The organism is Streptomyces sp. NPDC048504 (assembly GCF_043200035.1).
Lineage (GTDB): Bacteria > Actinomycetota > Actinomycetes > Streptomycetales > Streptomycetaceae > Streptomyces.
The window spans coordinates 203,017-227,905 of sequence record NZ_JBICXA010000002.1 but is presented as its reverse complement, the minus strand read 5'-3'; the positions used below and the strand labels follow the sequence as shown (position 1 = coordinate 227,905).

Sequence of the window (24,889 nt, the reverse complement as noted above, 5' to 3'; positions counted from 1 at the left end):
CGTCGTACCGTGGGTAACTTTCCTTGTCCCGACCCCTACCCATGAGTACGAAGCTGCCCTACGCTCCGACTGCGCCAGTGTTCACTGGCGTGGTCGAGTGGGTTGTGAGGAAGGGCACGGGATGACCGAACGCGAGCATGTGCGAGTGGCGGTGATCGGGTCCGGGTTCGGCGGGCTGGGGGCCGCGGTGCGGTTGCGGCGCGAGGGCGTCACCGACTTCGTCGTCCTGGAGCGCGCCGACAGCGTGGGCGGGACCTGGCGGGACAACAGCTATCCCGGCTGCGCCTGCGACGTACCGTCCCATCTGTACTCGTTCTCCTTCGCGCCGAACGCCGACTGGCCGCGCACCTTCTCCGGCCAGGAACACATCCGCGCGTACCTGGAGAACGTCGCGGACGTCTTCCGGCTCCGGCCCCACATCCGCTTCAACTCCGAGGTCAAGATGATGACTTGGGACGCGGAGCGGCTGCGGTGGGACATCGACACCACCGGCGGTTCCTACTCCGCCGACCTCGTCGTCTCCGCCACCGGCCCGCTGTCCGACCCCAGGATCCCGGACATCCCGGGGCTCGACTCCTTCCCCGGCAAGGTCTTCCACTCGGCCCGCTGGGACCACGACTACGACCTGCGCGGCAAGCGCGTCGCCATGGTCGGCACCGGCGCCTCCGCGATCCAGATCGTGCCGGCGATCCAGCCCGACGTGGAGCGCCTCACCCTCTTCCAGCGCACCCCGCCCTGGGTGATGCCCCGCGTCGACCGCCCCATCAGCGGCGCCGAACGCGCCCTGCACCGCGCGCTGCCCTTCACCACCCAGGCCCGGCGCGGACTCCTGTGGGGCATAAGGGAGTTGCAGACCCAGGCCTTCACCAAGCGGCCCAACGAGCTTGTCCTGGTGGAGCAGTTGGCCAAGAGGAACATGGCCCGTGCCATCAAGGACCCGGCGCTGCGCGCCAGACTCACCCCCGACTACCGCATCGGCTGCAAGCGGATCCTGCTCTCCCGCACCTACTACCCCGCCCTCGCCCAGCCCAATGTCGACGTCGTGGCGAGCGGGTTGAGCGAGGTCCGCGGTTCGACGGTCGTCGCGGCCGACGGCACCTCGGCCGAGGTCGACGCGATCGTCTTCGGTACGGGCTTCCACGTCACGGACATGCCGATCGCCGACCGGGTGGTCGGCGCGGACGGGCGGACGCTCGCCGAGGCGTGGCAGGGCGGAATGCAGGCGCTGCGCGGCTCCTCCGCGGCCGGGTTCCCGAACTGGGTGAGCATCATCGGGCCCAACACCGGCCTCGGGACATCCTCCATGATCCTGATGATCGAGTCCCAGCTGAACTATCTTGCCGACTACGTACGGCAGTTGGACGTCCTCGGCGGCCGCGTCGCCCTCGACGCCCGGCCGAGCGCGGTGAGCGCGTGGAACCGGCGCGTGCAGGAACGGATGAAGCGCACGGTGTGGAACACGGGCGGCTGCACGAGCTGGTACATGGACGCTTCCGGTCTCAACACCACCATCTGGCCCGGCACGACAGCCGAATTCCGCAAGGCCACAAGGCGAGTCGACCTCACGGAGTACGAGGTCGTGCGAGCGCGGGTCGACAAGAAGGCGCAGTCGGCGGAGCAGGCGGAGGTGGTGGACGCGTGAGCCGGCTCATGCACGTTGCCTCCGGGCCGTACGCCCCGCCCGTCCCCGCCCGCGAACTCACCGTCACCTCGGCCGACGGCTCCCGGCTGCACGTCGAGGTGCACGGACCCGAGGGCGCGCCCGCCGTCGTCCTCGCGCACGGCTGGACCTGTTCCACGGCCTTCTGGGCCGCGCAGGTACGGGACTTGGCGGTCGACCACCGCGTCATCGCCTACGACCAGCGGGGTCACGGGCGCAGTCCGGTGGCCGTCGCGCACAGTACCGACGCGCTCGCCGACGACCTGGAAGCCGTACTGGAGGAGACGCTCGCGCCCGGGGAGAAGGCCGTGATCGCGGGGCACTCCATGGGCGGGATGGCCGTGCTGGCGGCGGCCGGACGGGCGGCGTTCCGGGAGCACGTGGTGGCCGTCCTGCTGTGCAGTACGGGGAGTTCGCGGCTGGTCGACGAGTCGCTCGTGGTGCCGTTGCGGGCCGGGCGGATGCGGACCCGGCTGACCCGGAAGATACTGGGGACGCGGGCACCGCTCGGGCCGGTCACACCGACCGCGCGGCGGATCCTCAAGTACGGGACGATGGGCCCCGGTTCGGCCCCGCACATGGTCGAGGCGTGCGCGCGGATCGTGCACGCGTGCCCGAGGGCGGTGCGGTACGCGTGGTCGCGGGTGCTTGATTCGCTCGATCTCGACCACGGCGTACGGGAGTTGGCGGTGCCGACGGCCGTCGTCGTCGGTACGGCGGACCGGATGACGCCGCCGGTGCACGCGCGGGCGCTCGTCGCCGCGCTGCCCAACTGCGTCGGGATCACCGAACTTCCCGGGCTCGGCCATATGACGCCCGTCGAGGCGCCGGAGCTGGTCAGCGCGAAGATCCGTGAACTGGCCGCCACCTACATGGAGTTCGATCAGGTCAAGGAGGGCGCATGAGCAGCAGGGTCGGCCTGGAAGGGCAGGTCGCGGTCGTGACCGGGGCCGCGCGGGGTGTCGGTGAGCTGCTCGCCCGCAAACTCTCCGCGCGCGGGGCCAAGTTGGCGCTCGTCGGGCTGGAACCGGACGCGCTGAAGCAGGTCTCCGAGCGGCTGCACACCGACAGCGATCACTGGTACGCCGACGTGACGGACCACGAGGCGATGGCCCGGGTCGCGGCCGAGGTCAAGGAGCGGTTCGGGAAGGTCGACATCGTCGTCGCCAATGCGGGTGTCGCGAACGGTGGGCCTTTCCTCGACTCCGATCCCGTCGCGTGGCGGCGGGTGATCGAGGTCAATCTGATCGGGTCCGCCGTGACCGCGCGGGCGTTTCTGCCCGTGCTCATGGAGAGCCGGGGGTATCTGCTGCAGATCGCCTCGCTGGCCGCGATCACGCCGGCGCCGATGATGACCGCGTACTGCGCGTCCAAGTCGGGCGTCGAGGCGTACGCGCACAGCTTGCGGGCCGAGGTCGGTTACAAGGGGGTGCGGGTCGGGGTCGGGTATCTGTCGTGGACCGACACGGACATGGTGCGCGGGGCTGATCAGGACGCGGTCATGCGGGAGTTGAGGGAGCGGTTGCCCTGGCCGTCGAACAAGACGTATCCGCTCGGGCCGGCCGTGGACCGGATCGTCGCCGGGATCGAGCGGCGGTCGAGTCATGTGTACGGGCAGTGGTGGCTGCGGGGGATGCAGGGGGTGCGGGGGTATCTGCCGGGGGTCATCGGGTCGGTGGGGCAGCGGGAGATGCGGCGGTTCGGGGCTCGGCTGGACGGGATGCGGTCGGGGCTTGTGGGGGCCGGTGGGGCGGCGGACGAAGCGGCTCGGGCTACGGCGCGGGCCACGGGGCGTGTCACGGAGGGTGACTGATCGAAATGCGAGGTTTGTCCTGGCGTGTGAATCTGGTCGAGGCCCCACCGAGGGGTCCCACGAATCCCCCATCAGTACGGGAGTGAACCCACATGGGTATGAAGGACCAGTTCCAGGACAAGGCCAAGGACCTCGCGGACAAGGCCAAGGACCGTATGGACCAGGGCAAGGACCAGGCGCGGGACCGCGGTCAGCAGCGGGAAGAGGACGTTGAGCGTACGGGGCAGGGTGCGCGGGAGCGTATGGACCAGGAGATGGACCAGGACTACGACGTGTAGTTGAGGTCTGATTGCGTGGGGCGCCCTGTGTTTTGGGGCGTCCCACGTTTGCGTTTTGGGTGCGTTGTCGGGTGCCGGCCCGGTGGGGGCTGGTCGCGCAGTTCCCCGCGCCCCTAAAAGAACGGGAGTCGGCCCCCTCCCCCTCTCAAGAACGTGGGGGGAGTTTCGGCCTTGAGCGGTCCGGGACAGCCGAGTAGTCGGGCGGGGTTGCCGCCGGGTGGATGGACAACAGGTCCAGGGCGAGCCTGATCGCGTCGTCCAGCTGTGCATGGCGGCCCTCTGCCCAGTCCAGCGGGGTGCGGAGGATCTCCAAGTCCGGGGTGACGCCTCGGTTTTCCACCGACCAGCCGTACGTGTCGAACCAGGCCGCGTTCATGGGGACCGTGATCACCGTGCCGTCGCCGAGTTGGTGGCGGCCGGTCATGCCGACGACTCCGCCCCAGGTTCGTTGGCCTACCACCGGGCCGAGTTTCAGCAATTTGAACGCCGCCGTGATCATGTCGCCGTCTGACGAAGTCGCTTCGTCGGCGAGGGCAACCACCGGGCCCCTGGGGGCATTTGACGCGTACGACACCGGCTGGGCGTTGCGGGTCAGGTCCCAGCCCAGGATGGTGCGGGTGAGTTTCTCGACGACCAACTCGCTGATGTGGCCGCCCGCGTTGCCGCGTACGTCGACGATGAGGGCCGGGCGGGACACCTCAAGGCGCAGGTCGCGGTTGAACTGGGCCCAGCCGGAGCCGCCCATGTCGGGGATGTGGAGGTAGCCGCAGTGGCCGCCGCTCAACTCCCGTACCACCGCCCGGCGTTTGGCCACCCAGTCCTGGTAGCGGAGGGGGCGTTCGTCGATGAGGGGGACCACGGCTACTCGGCGGGCTCTGCCTTCGCCTTCCGCCGGGGTGAAGGTCAGCTCGACCGTTGTGCCGCCCGCGCCTGCCAACAGGGGGTAGGGGCCGGTGAGTTCGTCGACCGGGCGGCCGTCCACGTGGGTCAGGATCGCGCCCTCGCGGATGCCCGTGCCAGCCAGGGGGGAGCGGGCCTTGGAGTCCGAGGACTCGCCGGGGAGGATGCGGGCGACCGCCCAACCGCCCTCCCTGCGCACGAAGTTGGCGCCCAGCAGGCCTTGTCGGCGCTGGTAGTGGGACGGGCCCTCGTTGCGGCGGGACGCGGTGACGTAGGCGTGGGACGTGCCCAACTCGCCCAGGACCTCGCGGAGCAGGTCCGCGAAGTCGTCCGGGGATGCCACCCGTTCGACCAGCGGGCGGTACTGGTCCAGGACCCCGGTCCAGTCGATGCCGCACATCTGCGGGTCCCAGTAGTACGCGCGGATCAGGCGGCCCGCCTCCTCGTACGACTGGCGCCATTCGGCGGGCGGGTCCACCTCGTGGAGGATGCGGCGGAGGTCGATCCAGACCGTCGAGTCGCTGTCGCCGGACTCCGTTGAAGGGACCGCTCGTAGCTCGTCCTCGTCGACCACGACCAGGCGTGAGCCGTCTCCGCTCACCGCGAACCAGTCGAGGTGGTCGACCAGTTCGGACTTCTTCGCCTTGCTGATGTTGAAGTGTTCGAGGGTCGGGCGGCCGCTGGTGTCGTCCGGGTTGGCGAAGGTCTCGCCCAGCGCGCCCGAGATCGGCCAGCGCAGCCAGACCAGGCCGCCGCCCGAAACCGGGTACAGCGCCGAGTACTTGGAGGCCGAGACGGGGAAGGGGGTGACTCTGCTCTCCAGCCCTTCCACCTCCACCGTCACCGCGCCGTCCGCGCCCTCGTCGTCCTCCGCCGCGTCGAGCCCCCCGGCGGCCGGGCGGCCCTCCGGGGTCAGCGCGAAGGGGGAGGGCGTGGCCGAGGAGAGGGGGACCAGGTACGGGCGGCAGCCGAGCGGGAAGGACAGGTCGCCGGTGTGGACGTCGTAGACCGGGTCGAAGCCGCGCCAGGAGAGGAAAGCGAGGTAGCGGCCGTCCCGTGTGAAGACCGGATTCTCGTCCTCGAAGCGGCCGTTGGTGACGTCGACGATCAAACGGTCCTTTATCCGCGCCATCTTGATCTGGCGGAGCGAGCGACCGATGCCGGGGTGGGACCAGGTCAGCCAGGTGCCGTCGGGGGAGAAGGCGAGGTCGCGGACGGGGCCGTTGATCGAGCAAATCAGCTCCGTCACCTCGCCTCCCCCGGACTCCGTCCGGGAGGTGCCCCCAGAGTCCTCCGTGGCGTCGAGGAGCAGGAGCCGTCCGTCGTGTGCGGCGATCGCGAGGCGCTCGCCCGCCGTGTCCGACACCAGCTCCAGTACCCGGCCCACCTCGCCGGAGGCGATTCGGCGGGGTTCGCGTTCACCGGAGGCGCGGGGGAGGTAGGCGATCTCGATCGCGTCCTCGCCGTCCGCGTCGGTGACGTAGGCGACCTGCCCGCCGGAGCCCAGCATCTCGGGGAGGCGGACCCGTACGCCGGGGGTGTCGGTGATGGTGCGGGCGGGGCCGTCGCGGTGGGTGAGCCAGTACAGGCTGCCGCGTACGACGACGGCGCTCGCGCGGCCCGTCTCGTCGACCGAGATGCCGTCCACGTGCTGGGCGGCGGGTACTTGGTACGTACGGCGGCCCGCGCGCGGTCCGCTCAGCTGGACGTCGAGCTTGCGCGGGGTCGCCACCGCCGACAGGTCGTCGACGATCCACAGGTCACCGGCGCACTGGTACACGACCCGGGTGCCGTCGCTCGCCGCGTGCCGGGCGTAGAAGGCGTCGTGGTCGGTGTGGCGCCGCAGGTCGGAGCCGTCGTAGGAACAGGAGTAGAGGTTGCCGACGCCCTCGTGGTCGGAGAGGAAGGCGATGCGGCCGTCGACGAACATCGGGGAGTGCAGGTGGCCTTCGAGGTCGGCGAGGAGGCGGCGGCCGTGCAGCCAGAGGCGGCCCATCGCGCCACCGCGGTAGCGCTTCCAGGCGGCCGGTTCGTGCGGCGGGGTGCCGGTCAGGAGCAGGGTCCGGCGTTCGCCGTCGACGTCGGCGAGCTGGATGTCGGAGACCGGGCCCCAGGGGAGCCGGCCGCCGGGGTCGCCGTCGGTGGGGACCTTGTGGGCCCAGGTGAAATAGGAGAACGGCTCCCCGTGCGAGGCCACGGCGAGGATGTCGCCGTCCGGGGTCCAGCCGCAGACCTGGGTGTCGGCGCTGCCCCAGTACGTCAGCCGGCGGCCGGGGCCGCCCTCGACCGGCGCGAGATGGATCTCCGGGACCAGGCTGCGCCAGGTCGTGTACGCGATGTGGCGGCCGTCGGGCGAGAAGCGGGGGTGGCCGACCTTCGTGCGGTCGACGGTGAGCCGCCAGGCGCGGCCCCTGCCGTCGAGAGGGGCCAGCCAGAGGTCGTCCTCGGCCACGAAGCTCAGGAGGTCGCCACTGAGGTGCGGCAGGCGCAGATAGCTCACCTCCCTATGCTTTTCCGCGGGACGGACCGGAGCAACTTATGAAAAGACACCGGCGTGGCGGCGACGGGGTGATGGGCAGTGGCTGCGGGGCGGCACCGCGGCCGACTCCGCGGCCGACTCCGTGACCCAGCACACGTACGAAACGGTTTCGTTTCGTAGAGAGGTGCGCTACATTCGTCATGTACGAAACCGTGTCGTTCGGAGCTGGGAAGGTGAGTCGCATGACTGAGGTCGCAACGGCGCGTCGCAGTCGCATCACACCCGAGCGAGAGGCCGAGTTGTACGCGGCCGTGCTCGACCTGCTCCGGGAAGTCGGCTACGACGCCCTCACCATGGACGCCGTGGCGGCCCGCACCCGGTCCAGCAAGGCGACGCTCTACCGCCAGTGGGGCGGCAAGGCCGAGCTGGTGGCCAAAGCGGTGCGGCACAACAAGCCGGGCGCATCGGCCGCCGAGGTCGACACCGGTTCGCTCAGGGGCGACTTCCACGCCCTCACGATGCGGTCGGACGACTGCGAGATGGAGCAGAACTCCGCGCTCATGCGGGGCCTGGCCATGGCGATGCACGGCAGCCCGGACCTCCTCAAGGCGTTCCGGGAACACCTCGTCGAACCCGAGATGACGGAGTTCAACACGGTGCTCCAGCGGGCGATCGACCGGGGTGAGATCCGTGCCGACAACCCGGCGATCGAGTACATCGTGCACATGATGATCGGCGGGTTCGCCGCCCGCACCATGATCGACGAGCAGCCGCCCACCCAGGCCTTCCTGCTGTCGTACATCGACGCCGTGGTGCTCCCCGCACTGGGCGCGCCCACCACCTGACCGACCCACAACACCCGCACAGCACGCCCACCTGACGTAACCGCTCACGTCGTCGGGCCGATCACCCGTGTCCCCAACCGGTTGATCACCCCTGCCCCGAAGAACCCCACGACCTGACCGGGAGTACGCCCTCGTGGCCACGTTCCTCTACAAAGTCGGCCGGCTCGCCTTCAGGCGACGGCACTACGTCGCCCTCCTGTGGATCGCGCTGCTGACGCTCGCGGGAGTCGGCGCGGCCAGCGCGCCCGCAGCCGGTGCCTCCTCCTTCTCCGTACCGGGAACCGAGGCCCAGAAGGCCTTCGACCTGCTGGAACAGCGCTTCCCCGGGATGAGCGCCGACGGCGCCACCGCCCGGGTCGTCTTCAAGGCCCCGGCCGGCGAGAAGCTCGACTCCGGCGCGAACAAGGCCACCGTCGAGAAGACCGTCAAGGACCTCGGCGACGGCTCCGAGGTCGTCTCGGTCGCCGACCCCTTCAAGGGCAAGGCCGTCAGCAAGGACGGCACGATCGCCTACGCGTCCGTGAAGTACAAGGTCTCCGGAATGGAGCTGAAGGACGCGTCGAAGGACGCTCTCAAGGAGACCGCGCAGCAGGCACGGGCCTCCGGACTCACGGTCGAGGTCGGCGGTGACGCGCTCACCGCGACCCCCGAGACGGGCTCGACCGAGATCATCGGCATCGCGATAGCCGCCGTGGTCCTGGTCATCACCTTCGGCTCACTCCTGGCAGCCGGATTCCCGCTGCTCACCGCGCTGATCGGCGTAGGCATCGGCGTCTCGACGATCACGGCACTGGCGAACGCCCTCGACCTGGGCACCACCACCTCCACCCTCGCGATGATGATCGGCCTCGCGGTCGGCATCGACTACGCCCTGTTCATCGTCTCCCGCTACCGGGCGGAACTGGCGGAGGGCCGCGAACGCGAGGAGGCGGCCGGACGAGCGGTCGGTACGGCGGGCTCGGCGGTGGTCTTCGCAGGCCTGACGGTCGTGATCGCCCTGGTCGGCCTGGCGGTCGTCAACATCCCGATGCTGACGAAGATGGGCGTGGCCGCGGCCGGCACGGTGGCGATAGCGGTCCTCATCGCACTCACCATGATCCCGGCGCTCCTCGGCTACGCAGGCAAGAAGATCAAGCCCATCGGCCAGAAGAGCAAGCTCCTGGGCGGCGGACGCGCCAAGTCCGCCGAGAAGTCGGCCCGCCCGAACATGGGCACCCGCTGGGCGAGCTTCGTCGTACGACGTCCGCTGGCGGTGTTGCTGCTCGGCGTGATCGGACTCGGCGCGGCGGCGATCCCCGCGGCCTCGCTCGAACTGGGCCTGCCCGACGACGGCTCGCAGCCCACGTCCACGACCCAGCGCAGGGCGTACGACCTCCTGTCCGAGGGCTTCGGCCCCGGCTTCAACGGCCCGCTGATGGTCGTCGTCGACGCGAAGGACAGCAAGACCCCGAAGGCCGACGTCACCACGGTGACCGACAAGATCAAGGCCCTGAAGGACGTCACCACGGTCACCCCGGCGACCTTCAACAAGGACGGCGACACCGCGACGATCACCGTCGTCCCGGACTCCAAGCCGTCGTCCGTCACGACCGAGGACCTCGTCCACGGCATCCGTGACGCGGGCGCGCAGGTCAAGGCGGACACGGACTCGTCGGTCCTGGTCACGGGCACGACGGCGATGAACATCGACGTGTCGCAGAAGCTGAACGACGCGCTGATCCCGTACTTGATCCTGGTGGTGGGCCTGGCGTTCCTGCTGCTGATCGTGGTCTTCCGCTCGATCCTGGTCCCGCTGAAGGCGGCCCTCGGCTTCCTTCTGTCGGTCATGGCGGCGCTGGGCGCAGTGGTGGCGGTCTTCCAGTGGGGCTGGCTGTCCGGCCTGATGGGCGTGGAGGAAACCGGCCCGGTCATGTCGATGATGCCGATCTTCATGGTCGGCGTGGTCTTCGGACTGGCCATGGACTACGAGGTGTTCCTCGTGACCCGGATGCGCGAGGCCCACGTCCACGGCGAGAAGCCGAGCCAGGCGATCGTCACGGGCTTCAAGCACAGCGCACGGGTGGTGACCGCGGCGGCGGTCATCATGATCGCGGTGTTCTCCGGCTTCATCAGCTCCAGCGAATCCATGATCAAGATGATCGGCTTCGGCCTCGCGATCGCCGTCTTCTTCGACGCGTTCGTGGTCCGCATGGCGATCGTCCCGGCGGTACTGGCCCTGCTCGGCAAGCGGGCGTGGTGGCTGCCGAAGTGGCTGGACCGGATACTGCCGAACGTGGACGTCGAGGGCGAGGGCCTGCGCGAGCTGGACTCCAAGGACTCCGACCCCGACGAGGACCGCGAACTGGTACGCGCCTGACCTCTGGGTACGGCATCAGTGGACCCCGGCCCGTTCATTCGGCGCCGGGGTCTTCCCGTCACCCGCTGTGCAGCACCCGAAAACGCCCGGGTTCCGCCGGATCCCGGTCAACGACCTGAACCGGCGCCCAGGCCCACTGCCACACACCGATCCCCGGCACACGGGAGAACGAGATCGCCCCGCGAGTGCCTTCGACGGCGACGTGCGGCCAGGACGCGGCGGCGGAACGCAGCACATCGGCAAGAACAACAACGGCGTCGTACCCCTCAAAGGCAACGAACGAAGGCGCGCCGCCCAACTGCCCCCGCAGCGCCGCCTCGACACGCAGACCAAGCTCCCCGAGCCGTTCAGGCAGATAACGCAGGAACGGAACCGAGGCGCCGTCGTCCCCCAACAACCCACCCCACTCGGCGAATTCGGGCTGCCCGGCCGGAGCGCCGACCAACACCTCCCCGAGCCGCGCATCCCGCCGAACGCACGTCACGATCGAGACGGCCGGTTCCGGATACCCGACCAGCAGAAGCAGGGCCGTAGCGCGCCGCTCGACGAGTTCTTCGCACAAGGCCTCCGGGCTGAGCGCACGCATGTCGAACTCGACGACGGAACCACCGTGCGGGGCAAGGCAGTTGCGCAGAATCCGCGTCCCTGACGCCCAGTACACGCTCGGCTCGACGGCGACGGCGACCCGACGATGCCCCGCACCGAGCAGAAACTCCGCGTAGATCCGCCACCCATGGGACTGAGCCGGAGCAAGCCGCGCGACCCACTCCGAAGGCTCATCGGTCAACGCGTCGAGAACAGCCGACGAACACAGAAACGGCAGACCAATGGCCTCCGCCCTGGCGGCAACAGCGCGAGCGACGACGCTGTGATACTCCCCGACCAGAGCGACCACCCCCTGACCGGCCAGTTCGTCTACGGCCGCCACGGCTGTCCTGGGATCAGCGGCAGTGTCCCTGACCACCAACTCAAGCGGCGCCCCGGCAATCCCACCGCCCTCATTGACTTCACCAACCCCCAACTCCAGCCCGGCGAGAAGGTGTTGACCCGCCTCCACCCATCCAGGCCGAGTCAGCGGAACGAGCACGCCGATCCGAACGGCCGGTCGTGAAGCGGTGGGCGGTGGCGTACTCATGATGTTCCGTCTCCCATACGTCGATCCCGGCGCGGCTTCGATAACCTCCCGGGGTATGACCACTCTGTCCGAACGTCCCAACACCGCGCTGTTGTTGATCGACGTACAGGTCGGCGTCGTTGCCGATGCGTACGCGCGTGACGCGGTCGTCGCCAACATCGCCGGACTCGTCGACAGGGCCCGCGAGGAATCCGTGCCGGTCGTCTGGATCCAGCACTTCGACGAGAACGTGCCCCAGGGCAGCGAGGCCTGGCAGTACGTCCCCGAACTGACCCGCCGCGACCCGGAACCCCTCGTCCCCAAGAGCTACCCCGACTCCTTCGAGGGCACCTCCTTGGAACAGGTACTGGCCGAGGCCGGAGTCGGACGCCTCGTGGTGGCCGGCGCCTCCACCGACGCCTGCATCCGCTCCACGATCCACGGCGCCTTCGTACGCGGCTACGACGTGACGCTCGTCAGCGATGCACACACCACGTCGGACTTGAGCCGGTGGGGTGCGCCGCCGCCGGAGCAGGTCATCGCCCACACGAACCTGTACTGGAAGTACCACGAGGCGCCGGGTCGTACGGCTGCTGTCGCCCAGGCAAAAGAAGTCACCTGGGCGTAGGGCCACTCGCTTCTTGGCCAGTGTCGGGCTTCCACGGCCCGAGTAAAGGGCGCTCCCTGCGGTCGCGTCGCCTGCGGCGATTCCGCTGCGCTCCACCCTTGACTAGGGCCGCTCCAGCCCGTTTCAGAAGCGAGCGAGTGGCCCGGAGGGATGGGTGGCCAGGGAGCCATCCCCTTGCCTGAACTGTGCTGCCGGCCGGTGTGGTGGGGGCGCGTTCGCGTCTCGCCAGCACGCCGGGTGGGCTTAGCGGCCAACCCCGGGTGGTGGGTGGTTGCTGGAAGCTGGGGGTAAATCTAACCACTCTCGTGACCTTTGACCGGTTAGAAAAGATCCATCCTCCAGAGGTGGCAGGGTCGGGCGGTCCAGGGGGAAGCTGGCCCGCGAGTCCCCACCGGCCGACAGGCGCTGAGCCGACCCGGCGTGCGGGCGAGACGCCAACGCGCCCCCACCGCGCCAGCCCCGCCTCCTCTGGAAGCCGGGGTCATTTCTAACCGGCCAAAGCCGCAACGGTAGTTAGATTTACCCCCAGCTTCCCGCGACTACCCACCCACCGCTGGCCGCCGAGCCGACCCGGCGTGCTGGCGAGACGCGAACGCGCCCCCACCACACCGGACCAGAACCCTGTACAGGCAAGGGAATCCGTAGCTGGGCCACCCATGCCTCGGGGCCGCCCGTTCGCTTCTTCAACGGGATTGCGGGAGGTGAGTCAAGGGTGGAGCGGAGCGGAATCGGCGTAGCCGACGCGACCGGAGGGAGCGCCCTTTACTCGGCTCCCGCAATCCCGACACTGGCTGAGAAGCGGGCGGTCCGACGGTCGGAACTCAGTCGCAGGCCCAGTACACCCACCGCTACCGTGCCCCCATGAGCATGAACAACACCGAAGACGACAACACCGGCGCCAACCCCCGATTCGCCGGGGCGCTACGGGAGTTGGGGCTCGGAGATCTGCTCGGTCGTATTCGGCGCTTCCCGGACGCCACCCGTACCGCAGCCGAGGCCGCCGCCGCGATCGGGTGCGAGTTGAGTGAGATCTGCAAGTCGTTGATCTTCGCGGCGGACGGGGTTCCCGTGCTGGTGCTCATGGACGGGGCGTCCAGGGTGGACGTGGAGCTTGTCCGGCGGGAGCTCGGGGTCGAGAAGGTCACGCGGGCCAAGGTGGACGTCGTACGGGAGACAACCGGGTATGCCATCGGGGGTGTGCCGCCCTTTGGACACCGTACGAAGACACGGGTGTTGGCCGATCGGTCGCTGCTCGCGCACGACGTCGTCTGGGCGGCCGCAGGCAACCCGCATGCCGTGTTTCCCATGGAGCCCAAGGAACTCGTCGCGCACGCCGGTGCCACTCTGGTGGATGTGCGCGAGCAGCCCTCGTGACCCCGGAGGTCGCCGCCGCCGTCCTGCTCGCCGCCGTCACCCACGCCTGCTGGAACGCCCTCGCCCACCGCATCACGGACAAGCTCGTCGGGTTCACGCTCATCGCGGGCGGCGGGACGGTCATCGGGCTGGCGCTCGTGCCGTTCACGGCATTTCCGGCGGCCGGGGCGTGGCCGTATCTCGGGACCTCCGCGCTCATCCATCTCGCTTACTACCTCCTGCTGATGAAGTCCTTCCGGCTCGGGGACTTCGGGCAGGCCTATCCGATCGCGCGCGGCACCGCACCCCTCGTCGTCACCGTCCTCGCCGCCGTCTTCGCACACGAGGTCCCCGACGGCTGGGCCGCAGCCGGTATCGCACTGTCCTGCGCCGGGCTCACCGGCGTCGCCCTGTGGGGCATGCGCGGCCGCCGGCCCAACTGGGCTGCGATCGGCGCCGCGTTGGCGACCGGTCTGTCCATCGCCGCGTACACCGTGGTCGACGGGCTCGGCGTACGCGCCTCGGGCTCCTCGCTCGGATACATCGCCTGGCTGATGGCCGTCCAGGGGTGGATGATCCCCGCGTACGCCGTGTATCTGCGGGGTGGCCGTCAACTCGCCCCCGCCCTACGGCCGTTCGTCGGAGTCGGGTTCCTCGGCGCGGCCCTGTCCGTGTCGGCGTACGGACTCGTCCTGTGGGCCCAGACGCGCGCGGACCTCGCCCCCATCGCCGCCCTGCGCGAGTCGTCGATCATCGTCGGTGCGGCCATCGGTGCCGTCTTCTTCAAGGAGCGGTTCGGGGCCCCGCGGATCGCCGCCGCCGTCCTGCTCGTGGCCGGTATCGGGCTGATGCTGCGGGCGGGTTGACCGTTCCTTCACTCGGCTTGCCGACGACTTGACGATCCGTTCCCCGCGCGTTCAGACGGCTGTCTGTGCATGGGATGTGTGGTGTCCCTAGGGTCCCTGAGGATTCGAAAGAAGGGGCTCATGGAGAGACGTCACGTGGTCCGGGCCGACGGGATCACCAAGTGCTTCGGTGATGTCGTCGCGCTCGACGGCGTCGGTCTGGATGTGACGCAGGGCCAGATCCACGGTCTGGTCGGGCCCAACGGGGCCGGCAAGACCACTCTGCTCGGGCTGTTGCTTGGTCTGGCCGTCGCCGACGGTGGGCGCCTGGAGATCCTGGGGACGCCGGTCGGGCGGGCGTTCGCCGCCCCCGACGGGGTCGCCGGGTTCGTGGACGGGCCCGGTCTCTACCCCTCGCTCACCGCCCGGCAGAACCTCGCCGCGCTGGCCGCGTTGCGCGGCCATGACGCGCGGACGGCGGGGATCGACGACGTGCTGGACCAGGTCGGGCTCACCGATGTCGCCGACGACCGGGCCCGCGGGTTCTCGCTCGGCATGCGCCAGCGGCTCGGGCTCGCCGCCGCGCTGCTCACCAGACCCCGGCTGCTCGTGCTCGACGAACCGTCCAACGGCCTTGATCCGGCGGGCAAGAGACATGTGCACCGAGTCCTCACCCGGCTCGCCGCCGACGGAACCAGCGTGGTGCTCTCCAGCCACCGTATGGACGACCTGGAGGCGCTGTGCTCCGAGGTCACCATCCTCGCCACCGGACGGGTCGTCTTCTCCGGCCCGTTGAGCAAGCTGGCCGCCGAGAGCCGTGAGATGGAGTACCGGTTGTGGACTTCCGATGCGCGGGCGGCGCGTGTGCTCGCCGCCGAGACGGGCGGGGTCCTGGTTGTCGACGACGCCGGGATACGGCAGGACGCCGAGGTGTTCGTCGTGCGCGCGCTGACACCCGCCCTCGACGAACTGGTGGCCCAGCTCGTGCGGTCGGGCATCGCGGTGCGTGAACTCGCCCCCGTGGTATCGCCGTTGGAGGCCGCATTCCTCGCGCTCACCGATCAGGAGGCGGGTCGATGAGTGCGATCGCCGTCGTCGAACACACCGCCGTAGCGCGCCGCGTCTCCGTCGCGCGCGGCTACCGCTTCGAACTCGTCAAGCTCGTCTCGCAGTGGCGGATCCGCCTGCTGGTCCTCGCCTGCTGGGTCGCGCCCGCGCTCTTCGTCGCGGGGGTGAGCCAGCAGGACACCCTCCCCTCCGACACTCTCTTCGGCCGCTGGATGCACGCCACGGGGTGGGCCGGCCCGCTGGTCATGCTGGGTTTCGCGGGCAGTTGGGCGCTCCCGTTGCTGACCTCGCTCGTCGCCGGTGACGTGTTCGCCGCCGAGGACCGGCTCGGCACCTGGCGGCATCTGCTGGTGGCGGTCCGTTCGCCCGCGCGGATCTTCGTGGCGAAGGCCCTGGCCAGCGTCACCGTCATCCTGGCGCTGGTGGCGGGGTTGGTCGTCTCCAGTACGGTCGGCGGGCTCCTGGCCGTCGGCAACCAGCCGTTGGTCGGTCTCGACGGCCATCTGCTGGCGCCGGCGGACGCGGCCGGCCGGGTCCTGCTCGCCTGGCTCTGTGCCCTCGCCCCGACCCTCGCCCTCGCCGCGATCGGACTCCTCGGGTCGGTCGCGCTGGGGCGGTCCTCGATGGGGCTGCTGCTGCCGGTGCTGGTCGCGCTCGCGATGCAGGTCGCCCAGATGCTGCCGTTGCCCGTCGCGGTGCGCCTCGCCCTGCCCGGCTACGCCTTCATCGCCTGGAACGGTCTGTTCACCAGCCCGGCCCAGCTCGCCCCGCTGCTGATCGCCGTCGCGGTCAGCCTCGCGTGGGCCGTACTCGCCACCGCGCTGGCCTATCTCCTGTTCGTACGGCGCGACTTCACCAACCCGGCCTACGACGGCTCGGGGCGCCGCGCGTTCACCTTCGGCGTGCTACCGCTGACGGCGCTGACCGCCGTCACCGTGGGGGCGGTCGCCGTGGCGACGCCGTCGACGGGCTCCGGGATCCAGCAGGACAAGGTGCAGAAGTCCCTCGCGACGGTGTTCGCGCATCTGTATCGCCTGCAGACCGAGCAGCTGCACCGGCCCGCCGTCACCGAGGACCGGTTGCGGACCTCGGCGGCGTGCACCAAGAGCGACGGCCAGGCCGCCCAGGAGGGGGCGGGCAACGACTGGCGTTGCGTCGTGAGCTGGCATCTCCCCGGGGTCGCGGTCACGGGGACGGCGATCTACCAGCTCGACATCACCTCGGACGGGCGGTTCGTGGCGGACGGCGACGGTCCCAAGGAAGTCAACGGCTACTTCCTGGTGCGGACTTCGACCGGTGACGCCCCGAATCCGCTGTGGCAGTTCGACGGCAACGTCGAACTGCTCGAAACCCAGTGAAGGGAACAGTTCCGTGCAGGTAACCCGCCAGCGTCGGATCAACGAGAAAAACCAGGTCAACCTCTTCGGCAGACACGTCGGCCGCCGGGCACTGCTCGTGACGGCCGGTATCGCGGTCGCCCTCGGTGTCACGGGCACGGCGGTCGCCTCGACATACCAGTTCGGCACCCAGCAGGTCGGCCAGACCACCGCCAACGGCCAGGTCATCTCCAGCGACCAGTACATCAAGCCGTACGGCAGCCGTACCGTCATCAACGACGGCAAGATCATGTCGTCGACGGTCAGCCCGGACGGCACCCGCCTCGCGGCCTCGATCGCCGACGGCGACGCCTCTCTGGTGGTCATGGACCTGACTACCGGTCAGATCAAGCAGAAGATCGGCACCAGCACGGCGGACGACCTGCGCATCAGCAGCGGCGCCGTCGGCCAGGAGGGCCCGACCTACTCGCCCGACGGCAAGCAGCTGTGGCTCGGGCAGGCGAACGGCTACACCAAGTTCACCGTCAACGCCGACGGCACCCTCGCGAGCCCCACCGCCGTCCCCATCGCGGCCGACGGCACCAAGCAGGCACTGGTGGGCGCGGCCGTGTTCTCCGCCGACGGCTCCACCGTGTACTCGGCGGTCAACGGCCAGAACAAGGTGGTCGCCATCGACGCGGCGACCGGAACCATCAAGCAGAGCTGGGCAGTTGGCACCGCCCCGCGCGGTATCGCCCTGGTCGGCGGCACGTTGTACGTCAGCAACGAGGGCGGCCGCCCGGCGAAGGCCGGCGACACCACCATCAACTCCTACGGCACCGACGTGCCGGCCAACCCCAAGACGGGCGCCAGTACCACCGGCACGGTCAGCGTCATCGACACCGCGGACCCGTCCGCCGCCGTCGGCACCATCGCCGTAGGACTGCACCCGACCGCCGTGTACGCGAGCAAGGGCGCGGTGTTCGTCACCAACACCGCCGACAACAGCGTGTCGGTCATCGACACCCGCAAGGGCAAGGTCGTCCAGACGATCGCCACCCAGCCCTGGCCCGAGGCGTCCGTCGGCTACGAGCCGAACGCGGTGACGCTCACCGACGACGGCCGGCTGCTGGTGACACTCGGCCGCGCCAACGCGGTCGCCGTCTACCGCTACAGCTCCCCGCAGCAGCCCGCCCGCTACGTCGGCCTGCTCCCCACCGACTACTTCCCCTCGGGAATCACGGCCAACGGCAAGCAGATCGTTGTTGCCAACACCCGTGGCGTGGACGCCCTCCGCCCCGACGCCGCCGGCCACAACACGCACGACACCACGTCGAGCGTCACGCAGTTCACGCTGCCGAGCGACCTCACCATCAGGTCACAGACGGCCAAGGTCTTCAAGCAGAACGGCTGGACGGCCGGATCGGTGAAGACGGCCACGAGCAAGAGCCACACGAAGGCCGTCCCGGTCCCGACGCGGATCGGCGACCCCTCGACGATCAAGCACGTCTTCCTGCTCGTCAAGGAGAACCGCACCTACGACCAGGTCTTCGGTGACCTCCCGCAGGGCAACGGCAACGCCTCGCTCACCCAGTTCGGCGAGAACGTGACGCCCAACCAGCACGCGCTGGCCGAGCAGTTCGGGCTCTACGACAACTTCTACGACATCGGCACCAACTCCGCCGAGGGCCACAACTGGCTGATGCAGTCGGACAACCCGGAGTACACCGAGTCCTCGGCCGGCGAGTACACGCGCAGCTACGACACCGAGAACGACGTCCTCGGCCACCAGAAGACCGGGTTCATCTGGACCGGCGCACAGGCGGCCGGCAAGTCCGTCAAGGACTTCGGCGAGTTCCAGTCGCTGGAGACCAAGCCGACCGGCGCGACCTGGCAGAACCTGTACTGCGACAGCAAGAACATGGCCGCGACCGGAGCGCAGACCGCCTACCCCATCAAGACGGGCTCAGCGATCCCCTCCCTCAACAACGTGTCGGTGCAGGGCTTCCCGCTCTTCGACCTCGACGTCCCGGACATCTACAAAGAGCAGATCTGGCAGCAGGACTTCGACAAGAGCGGCCCGGCGAACCTGAACATGTTCTGGTTCTCCAACGACCACACCGGCGGCCCGGCCAACGCCGCCGCCGAGGTCGCCGACAACGACCTCGCGGTCGGCAAGATGGTCGACAAGATCACTCACAGCAAGTACTGGAAGGACTCGGCGATCTTCGTCGTCGAGGACGACTCCCAGGCCGGCCTCGACCACGTCGACGGCCACCGCGCCCCGGTCCAGGTCATCAGCCCGTACGCCAACCACAGCACGGTCGACGACCACTACTACTCGCAGATCACCATGGTCCGCACCATCGAGCAGATCCTCGGCATCCACCCGATGAACCAGCTCGACAGCGCGGCCACCCCGATGTACGGCGCGTTCACGAGCAAGGCCGACAACACCCCGTTCACCGCGGTCCCCAACCGCACCTCCCTGACCCTCGGCGTGAACCCCCAGCCCTCCTGCGGCTCGGACACCCCGGCCCCCCAGGACACCAAGGCGGCCGCCGCACCGACGACGGTCTCGGTCCCGGCAGCCGAGAAGGCACTCGCGGCCCAGTGGAAAACCTGGGCATCCCACCAACGCCTAACCGGCCCGAACGCCGTACCCGACTACGCCAACCCCACCCAAATGAACCGCTACACCTGGTACCAAACCCACAACTGGACCAAGCCCTACCCCGGCGACAAGAAGCTCTACACGCCGGATGAAGTCCCCGGCGCATACCTCCCGTCCCCGGAGAACGACGGCTGACAAACGCCGCCCCTAAAGGCGGCCCGCAGGGCCTGCCTTTAGGGGCGCGGGGAACTGCGCGCCCAGCCCCAACGGCGCAGCACCCAACCGACGACCCATCCCTCAGGCAACAGACACGCCCAACGAGCCCACACCGGACAGGTCATGGGCCCGAACGCTGTTCCGATCCGTCGCCGCCCGCCCAAGCGCATGGTGCGGCCACAACCCCCCAGCCACCCGCCGAGACCGCTCTCCCCACTCCCGCGCCTCGACACCACCAGCCTTGTAGTGGTTGAGCGCATACCCCCCGGAGTACACACGCAGCAGCAAAAACCCACCGGGATAGTCCTTCGCGGCGGTCACCTCCTGCTGAACGACATGCGGCGCCCGCACCAGCAGCGTCCGCTTGTTCCGGTGGGTATGGCCCGCGTGGTGCAGAAAGACCCCCGGCGCCGAGGCATACGCGTCGACGATCGCCCGAGCCTGCCGCCGATCCAGCTGCTGCCCCCGCGTCACCGGAAACACGGAGTCCCGTACCGTCAGCGGATGGTGCCCGAAGACGACGGTCGGCCGATCCGGTTCGGCCCTGAGCCGCGCCCGGAACCAGGACAACTGCTCCTCACCGAGCCCACCCGCGTCACCCCCGTTGCCGGCCTTGGCATACGTGTCGAGCCCGATGATCCGCAGCCCGCCGAGGTCGTGGGCGAAGTAACCGGGCCCCTCGCCGAAGCCCTCCCGGAACCCTTCGTGGAACGTGTCGGCGGAGCTACCCGCCCGGTCGTGGTTGCCACGTACGACGAGATAGTCACGCCCCAGCGTGCCGAAGCCGTCCAGGATGCGTCTGGCCTCGGCCAGGTCCCACGGCGACCCGCCCGCCGAGATGTCCCCGGCGGCGAGCAGGACGTCCGCCCCGCGCCGCTTGGCCTCCTCGACCAGGGCCCGGGTCATGATCTCCGGATAGGCGGCGAGGCCCGCCGCCTGCGACACCCCGCGCAGCAGCGGGAAGCCCGCCATGCGGCCCGCGGTGGTCTCGCCGAGGTGCAGGTCGTTGCAGAGGGCGATGGACAACAGGTGCCTGCCGGGCGGGGGCTGGGGCGTGGTGAAGGAGTACGTGCCCGTCAGGGAGGCGAGACCGTGCCGCGAAGTGCCGACGGCGTTTCCCCGCACGTGCTGCAACGGCGTCGGTACGGCGGTCACGCCCCGGGAGCGTGCCCGGTAGTAGTACGTCTGCCCGGGCTCCAGGCCGGTCAGCTCCACCTGGTGGTGCGCGGTGGGCCGGTCCTCGGCCGCGACGCGGTTGAGCCGGGCCGGGTGGGTGCCGTAGACGACCTCGCCCTCGGTGACCGCGGGGAGCGGGTGGCCGAGGCCGTCGTCGGTGCCGGGTATCCGGGTGTGCCAGGTGATGATGGCGCTGTCCTCAGTGAGGGTGACCAACTCCAGGTGGACGGCGGCCAGTTGGCGGTATCCGCCGCGCCCGGGACGGCTGTGGGCGGCACGCAGCAGCGCCGGGCCGAGGAGCGCGCCGGAGCGCACGACGTCGTACGGAGTGGGGAGCGCGGCGAGGGCCGCGAGGGGAGCCGAGAAGCAGCAGCGCATACCCCATTGTTGCCCCAGGGCCGTGAACGCAGGCCGTGGCGCCGACGGCCGTAGCCGTACCAGTGCGCTACGACAGGGCGGTGCGCACCGCCCTGACCAGCGCCTGCGCCCGTGGATCAGCCGTCACGCTCTTGCGGAACGAATTCGTCACATACCCGAACGCGATGCCCGACTCCGGGTCGGCGAAGCCCAGCGCGCCGCCCCGGCCCGGGTGGCCGAAGGAGCCGTCCGAGAGGAGCGGGGACGCGCCGCCGTGCAGCATGTAGCCGAGGCCGAAACGGGTGTTGATCACGAGGACGCGGTCGGGGCCCGAGGAGCGTTCCGCGCGGGCCAGCTCGGCCGTCTCGGGGGTGAACAGCCGTACCCCGCCGTCCACTTCACCGATCAGCGACGCGTAGACGCGGGCCAGTCCGTCCGCCGTCGCGATGCCGTTCGACGCGGGGAGTACGGCCGCCCGGTACGCCGGGTCGTTCTCGTCCGGCATCGGCGTGATCGCTCCGAACGCGCGCCGGGTGAGGGAGTCGGGGTTCGCGTACGCCTCGGAGACCGAGCGCTTGGGGCGGACGCGGAGCGCGCTCGCCTCCGCGGGGGCGGCCTCGGCCTGCGCCACCCGGCCCACCCGGCTCTCCTCGTCCGACGGCAGGCCCACCCACAGGTCCGCCCCGACCGGGCCCGCGATCTCGTCCGCGATCCACTCGCCGATCGACCGGCCCGTCACCCGGCGGACGAGTTCACCGGTCAGCCAGCTGTACGTCTGCGCGTGATACCCGTGGTCCGTGCCCGGCTCCCACACCGGCGCCTGCGCCGCCACCGCCGTAGCACTGGCCACCGGGTCGGCAGCCTGCTCCGGGGTCAGCGGGCGGTCCAGCACCGGGACGCCCGCGCGATGGGCCAGCAGGTGCCACACCAGGGTGTGCTCCTTGCCGGCCGCCTTGTACTCCGGCCAGTACTCGCCCACCGGAGCGTCCAGGTCCAGCTCCCCGCGCTGCGCCAGCAGGAGCAGGACGGCGGCTGCCACGCCCTTCGTCGCCGAGCGGACGATCTGGGCCGTGCCCTGTTCCCAGGGCGCGGTGCCGTCGACGTCCTTCGTGCCGGCCCAGAGGTCCACGACCCGGTGCCCGTGCCGGTACACCGTCACGGCCGCGCCCCGGTCGCCGCGCGCCTCGAAGTTCGCCTCGAACGCGTCCCTGACCGGCTCGAAGCCCTCGGCCACCACGCCGTTCACATCCACGTCCGCGCTCCTCGTTCCGCCGTCCGGCCTCTCTCTCAACCAAGCAGGATCGTCACGTCGATGTTCCCGCGCGTCGCGTTCGAGTACGGGCAGACCTCGTGCGCCGCGTCCACCAGCTTCGCCGCGATGTCCTGGTCGAGGATCGGCAGGGACACGCTCAGGGCGACCGCGAGGCCGTAGCCGTGCTGCTTGTTGGGGCCGATGCCGACCTTCGCGGCGACCGTGGAACCGGTCAGGTCGAAGCCCGCCCTACGGCCGACCAGGACCAGCGCGTTGTGGAAGCAGGAGCTGTAGCCGGCCGCGAAGAGCTGCTCGGGGTTGGTGCCGTTGCCGTCACCGCCCAGGGCCGGGGGCATCGCGACCTGGAGGGCGAGCTGGCCGTCCTGGCTGCTGACGAAGCCGTCCCGGCCGCCGTGGGCGGTGGCCTCGGCGACGTACATGATCTTCGTCGGGCGGGTGTCGACGGCGACATCGGCGATGGCAGCGGTGTCGTCGGTCATGGCGGGACCTCCCCCGGGGCGGAAACACGGAACACGGACACACGAGAGCGCGCAACTACATCGTGCACAAGATACTGGTGAGTAGGTCGGCGCTGGCCAGCCGGGGGTGAGGACCGTCGGTAACCCGAGGTCAGCGGGTCAGCGGGCCCGTTCCGCCGCCGCCTCCGCGCGCTCCGCCAGCCGCCACAGTTCCGCGCGCAGGCGGGCGACCTCCGGCATCCCCAGCTCCGTCGCCGCGAGCAGCGCCCCGGGCACGCGGGCCGCGCGCTCCCTGAGGGCACTGCCGCGCTCCGTGCACGCGACCAGCACCGAGCGCTCGTCGTGTGCCGACCGCTCCCGGCGGACCAGACCAGCCGTCTCCAGGCGCTTCAGGAGCGGCGACACCGTGCCGTAGTCGAGCCGCAGGGCCGTCGCGAGGTCCTTGACCGGGGTCTCGCCGCGCTCCCACAGGACGAGGAGGACGAGGTACTGCGGGTAGGTCAGCTCCAGCTCCTCCAGGAGGGGGCGGTACGCGGCCGTCAGCGCCCGCTGGGCCGCGTACAGCGCGAAGCACAACTGCTCGTCGAGGAGCAGTGACCCGGCAGCGGTGTGGTCCTCGGGACCCTCGTTCGTCACGCGCCCATTGTCACGGACCGCGGGTCGAACCCGAAGGGCAACTCCAGGCGATGCGCCCGCATCAACGCGTCGTCGGAGAGGAGCTCGCCGGTCTTCCCGTCCGCCGCGATCACGCCCTCGCTCAGGATCAGCGCGCGCGGGCACAACTCCAGTGCGTACGGCAGGTCGTGCGTGACCATGAGCACTGTCACGTCCAACGACCGCAGGATGTCGGCCAGTTCGCGGCGGGAGGCCGGGTCGAGGTTGGAGGAGGGCTCGTCCAGGACGAGGATCTCCGGCTCCATCGCCAGCACGGTCGCCACGGCGACTCGCCGCCGCTGCCCGAACGACAGGTGGTGCGGGGGCCGGTCCGCGAAGTCCGCCATCCCCACCGACTCCAGTGCCGTGCGCACCCGTTGCTCCAGCTCGGCGCCCTTCATCCCGGCCGCCGCCGGGCCGAACGCCACGTCCTCGCGGACCGTCGGCATGAAGAGCTGGTCGTCGGGGTCCTGGAATACGATCCCGACCCGGCGCCTGATCTCCGCCATGTGCCGCTTGCCGACCGGGAGTCCGGCCACCGTCACCGTCCCGGCGCCGGCCGTGAGAATGCCGTTCAGGTGCAGGACGAGGGTGGTCTTGCCGGCGCCGTTCGGGCCGAGCAGGGCGACCCGTTCGCCGCGCGCGACGGTGAAGTCCACGCCGAACAGGGCCTGTTGGCCGTCGGGGTAGGCGAAGGCTAGGCCCGAGACCTCGAGAGAAGTGGTCACAGCGTCCATCCCAACAGGCATACGACAAGGGCGGCACAGGGCAGGGCGAGGGCGTACGACCACTGCGCCCGGTCCGCGGTCACCTCGTCGATCACCGGCATGGAACCCGCGTAACCCCGGCTCACCATGGCGAGATGGACGCGTTCCCCGCGTTCGTAGGAGCGGATGAACAACGCGCCCGCCGACTTCGCGAGCACGCCCCAGTGGCGGATGCCCCGGGCCTCGAAACCCCGTGACTCGCGGGCGATCCGCATCCGCCGCATCTCGTCCGTGATGACATCGCCGTAGCGGATCATGAAGGACGCGATCTGGACGAGGAGGGGCGGGAGCTTCAGCCGCTGGAGGCCCAGGAGGAGTTCGCGGAGTTCGGTGGTCGCGGCGAGGAGGACCGAGGCGGCTACGCCCAAGGTGCCCTTGGCCAGGACGTTCCACGCGCCCCAGAGGCCGTTGACGCTCAACTGCACGCCCAGGACGGTGACTTGGTCGCCCTCCGCCACGAAGGGCATCAGCACCGCGAACGCCACGAACGGGATCTCGATCAGCAGGCGGCGGAGCAGGAAGCCGGCGGGCACACGGGCCGTGTACGCGACCAGGCCGAGCAGTACGGCGTAGACGCCGAACGCCCACATCGCCTCGCGCGGGGTCGACACCACGACCACCACGAAGGCGAAGACGGCCGCCAGTTTGGTGTGCGGGGGCAGCGCGTGGACGGGGGAGTGGCCGTGCCGGTAGAGACGGTGGGCGTGGCCCGCGCCCAT

20 protein-coding genes are annotated in these 24,889 nt (G+C 70.0%); 12 read left to right on the top strand and 8 right to left on the bottom strand.

All coding sequences use genetic code 11. The features are described 5' to 3' along the window. Positions 1–121: 121 nt before the first annotated feature. The 4 genes from ACGFY9_RS05265 (at position 122) to ACGFY9_RS05250 (ending at position 3,751) form a co-directional block, all read left to right on the top strand. Entirely contained in the window at positions 122–1,642 is a 1,521-nt protein-coding gene (locus ACGFY9_RS05265; RefSeq protein WP_393752152.1) for a flavin-containing monooxygenase, read from the top strand. After that, the gene (locus ACGFY9_RS05260) at positions 1,639–2,565 is read left to right on the top strand and encodes an alpha/beta fold hydrolase (protein ID WP_393752150.1); all 927 of its coding nucleotides are present in this window, start codon (positions 1,639–1,641) and stop codon (positions 2,563–2,565) included. The genes ACGFY9_RS05265 and ACGFY9_RS05260 overlap by 4 nt, the downstream gene beginning before the upstream one ends. Further along, on the top strand, positions 2,562–3,473 hold the full coding sequence (locus ACGFY9_RS05255; RefSeq protein ID WP_393752148.1) for an SDR family oxidoreductase: 912 nt from the start codon (positions 2,562–2,564) through the stop codon (positions 3,471–3,473). Before ACGFY9_RS05260 ends, ACGFY9_RS05255 begins: the two co-directional genes overlap by 4 nt. Positions 3,474–3,565: 92 nt before the next feature. Next, a complete protein-coding gene (locus ACGFY9_RS05250; protein ID WP_393752146.1) occupies positions 3,566–3,751 on the top strand; it encodes a hypothetical protein in 186 nt (61 codons plus the stop codon). A gap of 145 nt (positions 3,752–3,896) precedes the next feature. On the opposite strand, the gene ACGFY9_RS05245 is transcribed toward ACGFY9_RS05250, so the two are convergent. Further along, a complete protein-coding gene (locus ACGFY9_RS05245; protein ID WP_393752144.1) occupies positions 3,897–7,151 on the bottom strand; it encodes a S41 family peptidase in 3,255 nt (1,084 codons plus the stop codon). A gap of 221 nt (positions 7,152–7,372) precedes the next feature. On the opposite strand from ACGFY9_RS05245, the gene ACGFY9_RS05240 reads away from it, so the two are divergent. Continuing rightward, complete coding sequence (locus ACGFY9_RS05240) at positions 7,373–7,975, top strand: TetR/AcrR family transcriptional regulator (RefSeq protein ID WP_393752142.1); 603 nt, start codon at positions 7,373–7,375, stop codon at positions 7,973–7,975. A 133-nt stretch (positions 7,976–8,108) separates the two neighbouring features. Then, positions 8,109–10,331, top strand: coding sequence for an MMPL family transporter (locus ACGFY9_RS05235; RefSeq protein WP_393752140.1), 2,223 nt, complete (start codon positions 8,109–8,111; stop codon positions 10,329–10,331). Between the two features lie 58 nt (positions 10,332–10,389). Here ACGFY9_RS05235 and ACGFY9_RS05230 read toward each other — a convergent pair whose 3' ends face one another. Beyond that, positions 10,390–11,466: an ABC transporter substrate-binding protein gene (locus ACGFY9_RS05230; RefSeq protein ID WP_393752138.1), complete on the bottom strand. Its 1,077-nt coding sequence runs from the start codon at positions 11,464–11,466 to the stop codon at positions 10,390–10,392. Positions 11,467–11,521: 55 nt separating this feature from the next. Between ACGFY9_RS05230 and ACGFY9_RS05225 the strand changes: the two genes are divergently transcribed. The 6 genes from ACGFY9_RS05225 (at position 11,522) to ACGFY9_RS05200 (ending at position 19,464) form a co-directional block, all read left to right on the top strand. Further along, positions 11,522–12,073, top strand: coding sequence for a cysteine hydrolase family protein (locus ACGFY9_RS05225; RefSeq protein ID WP_393752136.1), 552 nt, complete (start codon positions 11,522–11,524; stop codon positions 12,071–12,073). 861 nt (positions 12,074–12,934) lie between these two features. Then, the gene (locus ACGFY9_RS05220) at positions 12,935–13,447 is read left to right on the top strand and encodes a YbaK/EbsC family protein (RefSeq protein ID WP_393752134.1); all 513 of its coding nucleotides are present in this window, start codon (positions 12,935–12,937) and stop codon (positions 13,445–13,447) included. Then, positions 13,444–14,292, top strand: a complete 849-nt coding sequence (locus tag ACGFY9_RS05215) for a DMT family transporter (RefSeq protein ID WP_393752132.1) — start codon at positions 13,444–13,446, stop codon at positions 14,290–14,292. The genes ACGFY9_RS05220 and ACGFY9_RS05215 overlap by 4 nt, the downstream gene beginning before the upstream one ends. 120 nt (positions 14,293–14,412) lie before the next feature. Continuing rightward, a complete protein-coding gene (locus tag ACGFY9_RS05210; protein WP_393752130.1) occupies positions 14,413–15,351 on the top strand; it encodes an ABC transporter ATP-binding protein in 939 nt (312 codons plus the stop codon). After that, a complete protein-coding gene (locus ACGFY9_RS05205) occupies positions 15,348–16,697 on the top strand; it encodes an ABC transporter permease (RefSeq protein ID WP_393752128.1) in 1,350 nt (449 codons plus the stop codon). Before ACGFY9_RS05210 ends, ACGFY9_RS05205 begins: the two co-directional genes overlap by 4 nt. 13 nt (positions 16,698–16,710) lie before the next feature. After that, positions 16,711–19,464 (top strand): alkaline phosphatase family protein, encoded by a 2,754-nt coding sequence (locus ACGFY9_RS05200; RefSeq protein WP_393752126.1) that lies wholly within the window; start codon positions 16,711–16,713, stop codon positions 19,462–19,464. Between the two features lie 102 nt (positions 19,465–19,566). Here ACGFY9_RS05200 and ACGFY9_RS05195 read toward each other — a convergent pair whose 3' ends face one another. The 6 genes from ACGFY9_RS05195 to cbiQ all read right to left on the bottom strand — a co-directional run bounded on the left by ACGFY9_RS05195 (position 19,567) and on the right by cbiQ (position 24,889). Beyond that, on the bottom strand, positions 19,567–21,039 hold the full coding sequence (locus tag ACGFY9_RS05195) for a metallophosphoesterase (protein WP_393752124.1): 1,473 nt from the start codon (positions 21,037–21,039) through the stop codon (positions 19,567–19,569). Positions 21,040–21,106: 67 nt separating this feature from the next. Next, positions 21,107–22,270, bottom strand: coding sequence for a serine hydrolase domain-containing protein (locus ACGFY9_RS05190; RefSeq protein WP_393752122.1), 1,164 nt, complete (start codon positions 22,268–22,270; stop codon positions 21,107–21,109). A 35-nt stretch (positions 22,271–22,305) separates the two neighbouring features. Continuing rightward, complete coding sequence (locus tag ACGFY9_RS05185) at positions 22,306–22,770, bottom strand: organic hydroperoxide resistance protein (RefSeq protein ID WP_393752120.1); 465 nt, start codon at positions 22,768–22,770, stop codon at positions 22,306–22,308. Between the two features lie 138 nt (positions 22,771–22,908). After that, positions 22,909–23,385, bottom strand: a complete 477-nt coding sequence (locus ACGFY9_RS05180; RefSeq protein ID WP_393752118.1) for a MarR family winged helix-turn-helix transcriptional regulator — start codon at positions 23,383–23,385, stop codon at positions 22,909–22,911. Further along, positions 23,382–24,140: an energy-coupling factor ABC transporter ATP-binding protein gene (locus ACGFY9_RS05175; RefSeq protein ID WP_393752116.1), complete on the bottom strand. Its 759-nt coding sequence runs from the start codon at positions 24,138–24,140 to the stop codon at positions 23,382–23,384. The genes ACGFY9_RS05180 and ACGFY9_RS05175 overlap by 4 nt, the downstream gene beginning before the upstream one ends. Beyond that, a complete protein-coding gene (cbiQ, locus tag ACGFY9_RS05170) occupies positions 24,128–24,889 on the bottom strand; it encodes a cobalt ECF transporter T component CbiQ (RefSeq protein WP_393752114.1) in 762 nt (253 codons plus the stop codon). Before cbiQ ends, ACGFY9_RS05175 begins: the two co-directional genes overlap by 13 nt.

What these genes read in the sequence shown, in the direction of transcription:
- ACGFY9_RS05195 (WP_393752124.1), bottom strand. Translation starts at nt 21,039, where the DNA reads ATGCGCTGCTGCTTCTCGGCTCCCCTCGCGGCCCTCGCCGCGCTCCCC.
- ACGFY9_RS05210 (WP_393752130.1), top strand. Translation starts at nt 14,413, where the DNA reads ATGGAGAGACGTCACGTGGTCCGGGCCGACGGGATCACCAAGTGCTTC.
- cbiQ (WP_393752114.1), bottom strand. Translation starts at nt 24,889, where the DNA reads ATGGGCGCGGGCCACGCCCACCGTCTCTACCGGCACGGCCACTCCCCC.
- ACGFY9_RS05175 (WP_393752116.1), bottom strand. Translation starts at nt 24,140, where the DNA reads ATGGACGCTGTGACCACTTCTCTCGAGGTCTCGGGCCTAGCCTTCGCC.
- ACGFY9_RS05250 (WP_393752146.1), top strand. Translation starts at nt 3,566, where the DNA reads ATGGGTATGAAGGACCAGTTCCAGGACAAGGCCAAGGACCTCGCGGAC.
- ACGFY9_RS05255 (WP_393752148.1), top strand. Translation starts at nt 2,562, where the DNA reads ATGAGCAGCAGGGTCGGCCTGGAAGGGCAGGTCGCGGTCGTGACCGGG.
- ACGFY9_RS05220 (WP_393752134.1), top strand. Translation starts at nt 12,935, where the DNA reads ATGAGCATGAACAACACCGAAGACGACAACACCGGCGCCAACCCCCGA.
- ACGFY9_RS05240 (WP_393752142.1), top strand. Translation starts at nt 7,373, where the DNA reads ATGACTGAGGTCGCAACGGCGCGTCGCAGTCGCATCACACCCGAGCGA.
- ACGFY9_RS05185 (WP_393752120.1), bottom strand. Translation starts at nt 22,770, where the DNA reads ATGACCGACGACACCGCTGCCATCGCCGATGTCGCCGTCGACACCCGC.
- ACGFY9_RS05230 (WP_393752138.1), bottom strand. Translation starts at nt 11,466, where the DNA reads ATGAGTACGCCACCGCCCACCGCTTCACGACCGGCCGTTCGGATCGGC.
- ACGFY9_RS05265 (WP_393752152.1), top strand. Translation starts at nt 122, where the DNA reads ATGACCGAACGCGAGCATGTGCGAGTGGCGGTGATCGGGTCCGGGTTC.
- ACGFY9_RS05225 (WP_393752136.1), top strand. Translation starts at nt 11,522, where the DNA reads ATGACCACTCTGTCCGAACGTCCCAACACCGCGCTGTTGTTGATCGAC.
- ACGFY9_RS05205 (WP_393752128.1), top strand. Translation starts at nt 15,348, where the DNA reads ATGAGTGCGATCGCCGTCGTCGAACACACCGCCGTAGCGCGCCGCGTC.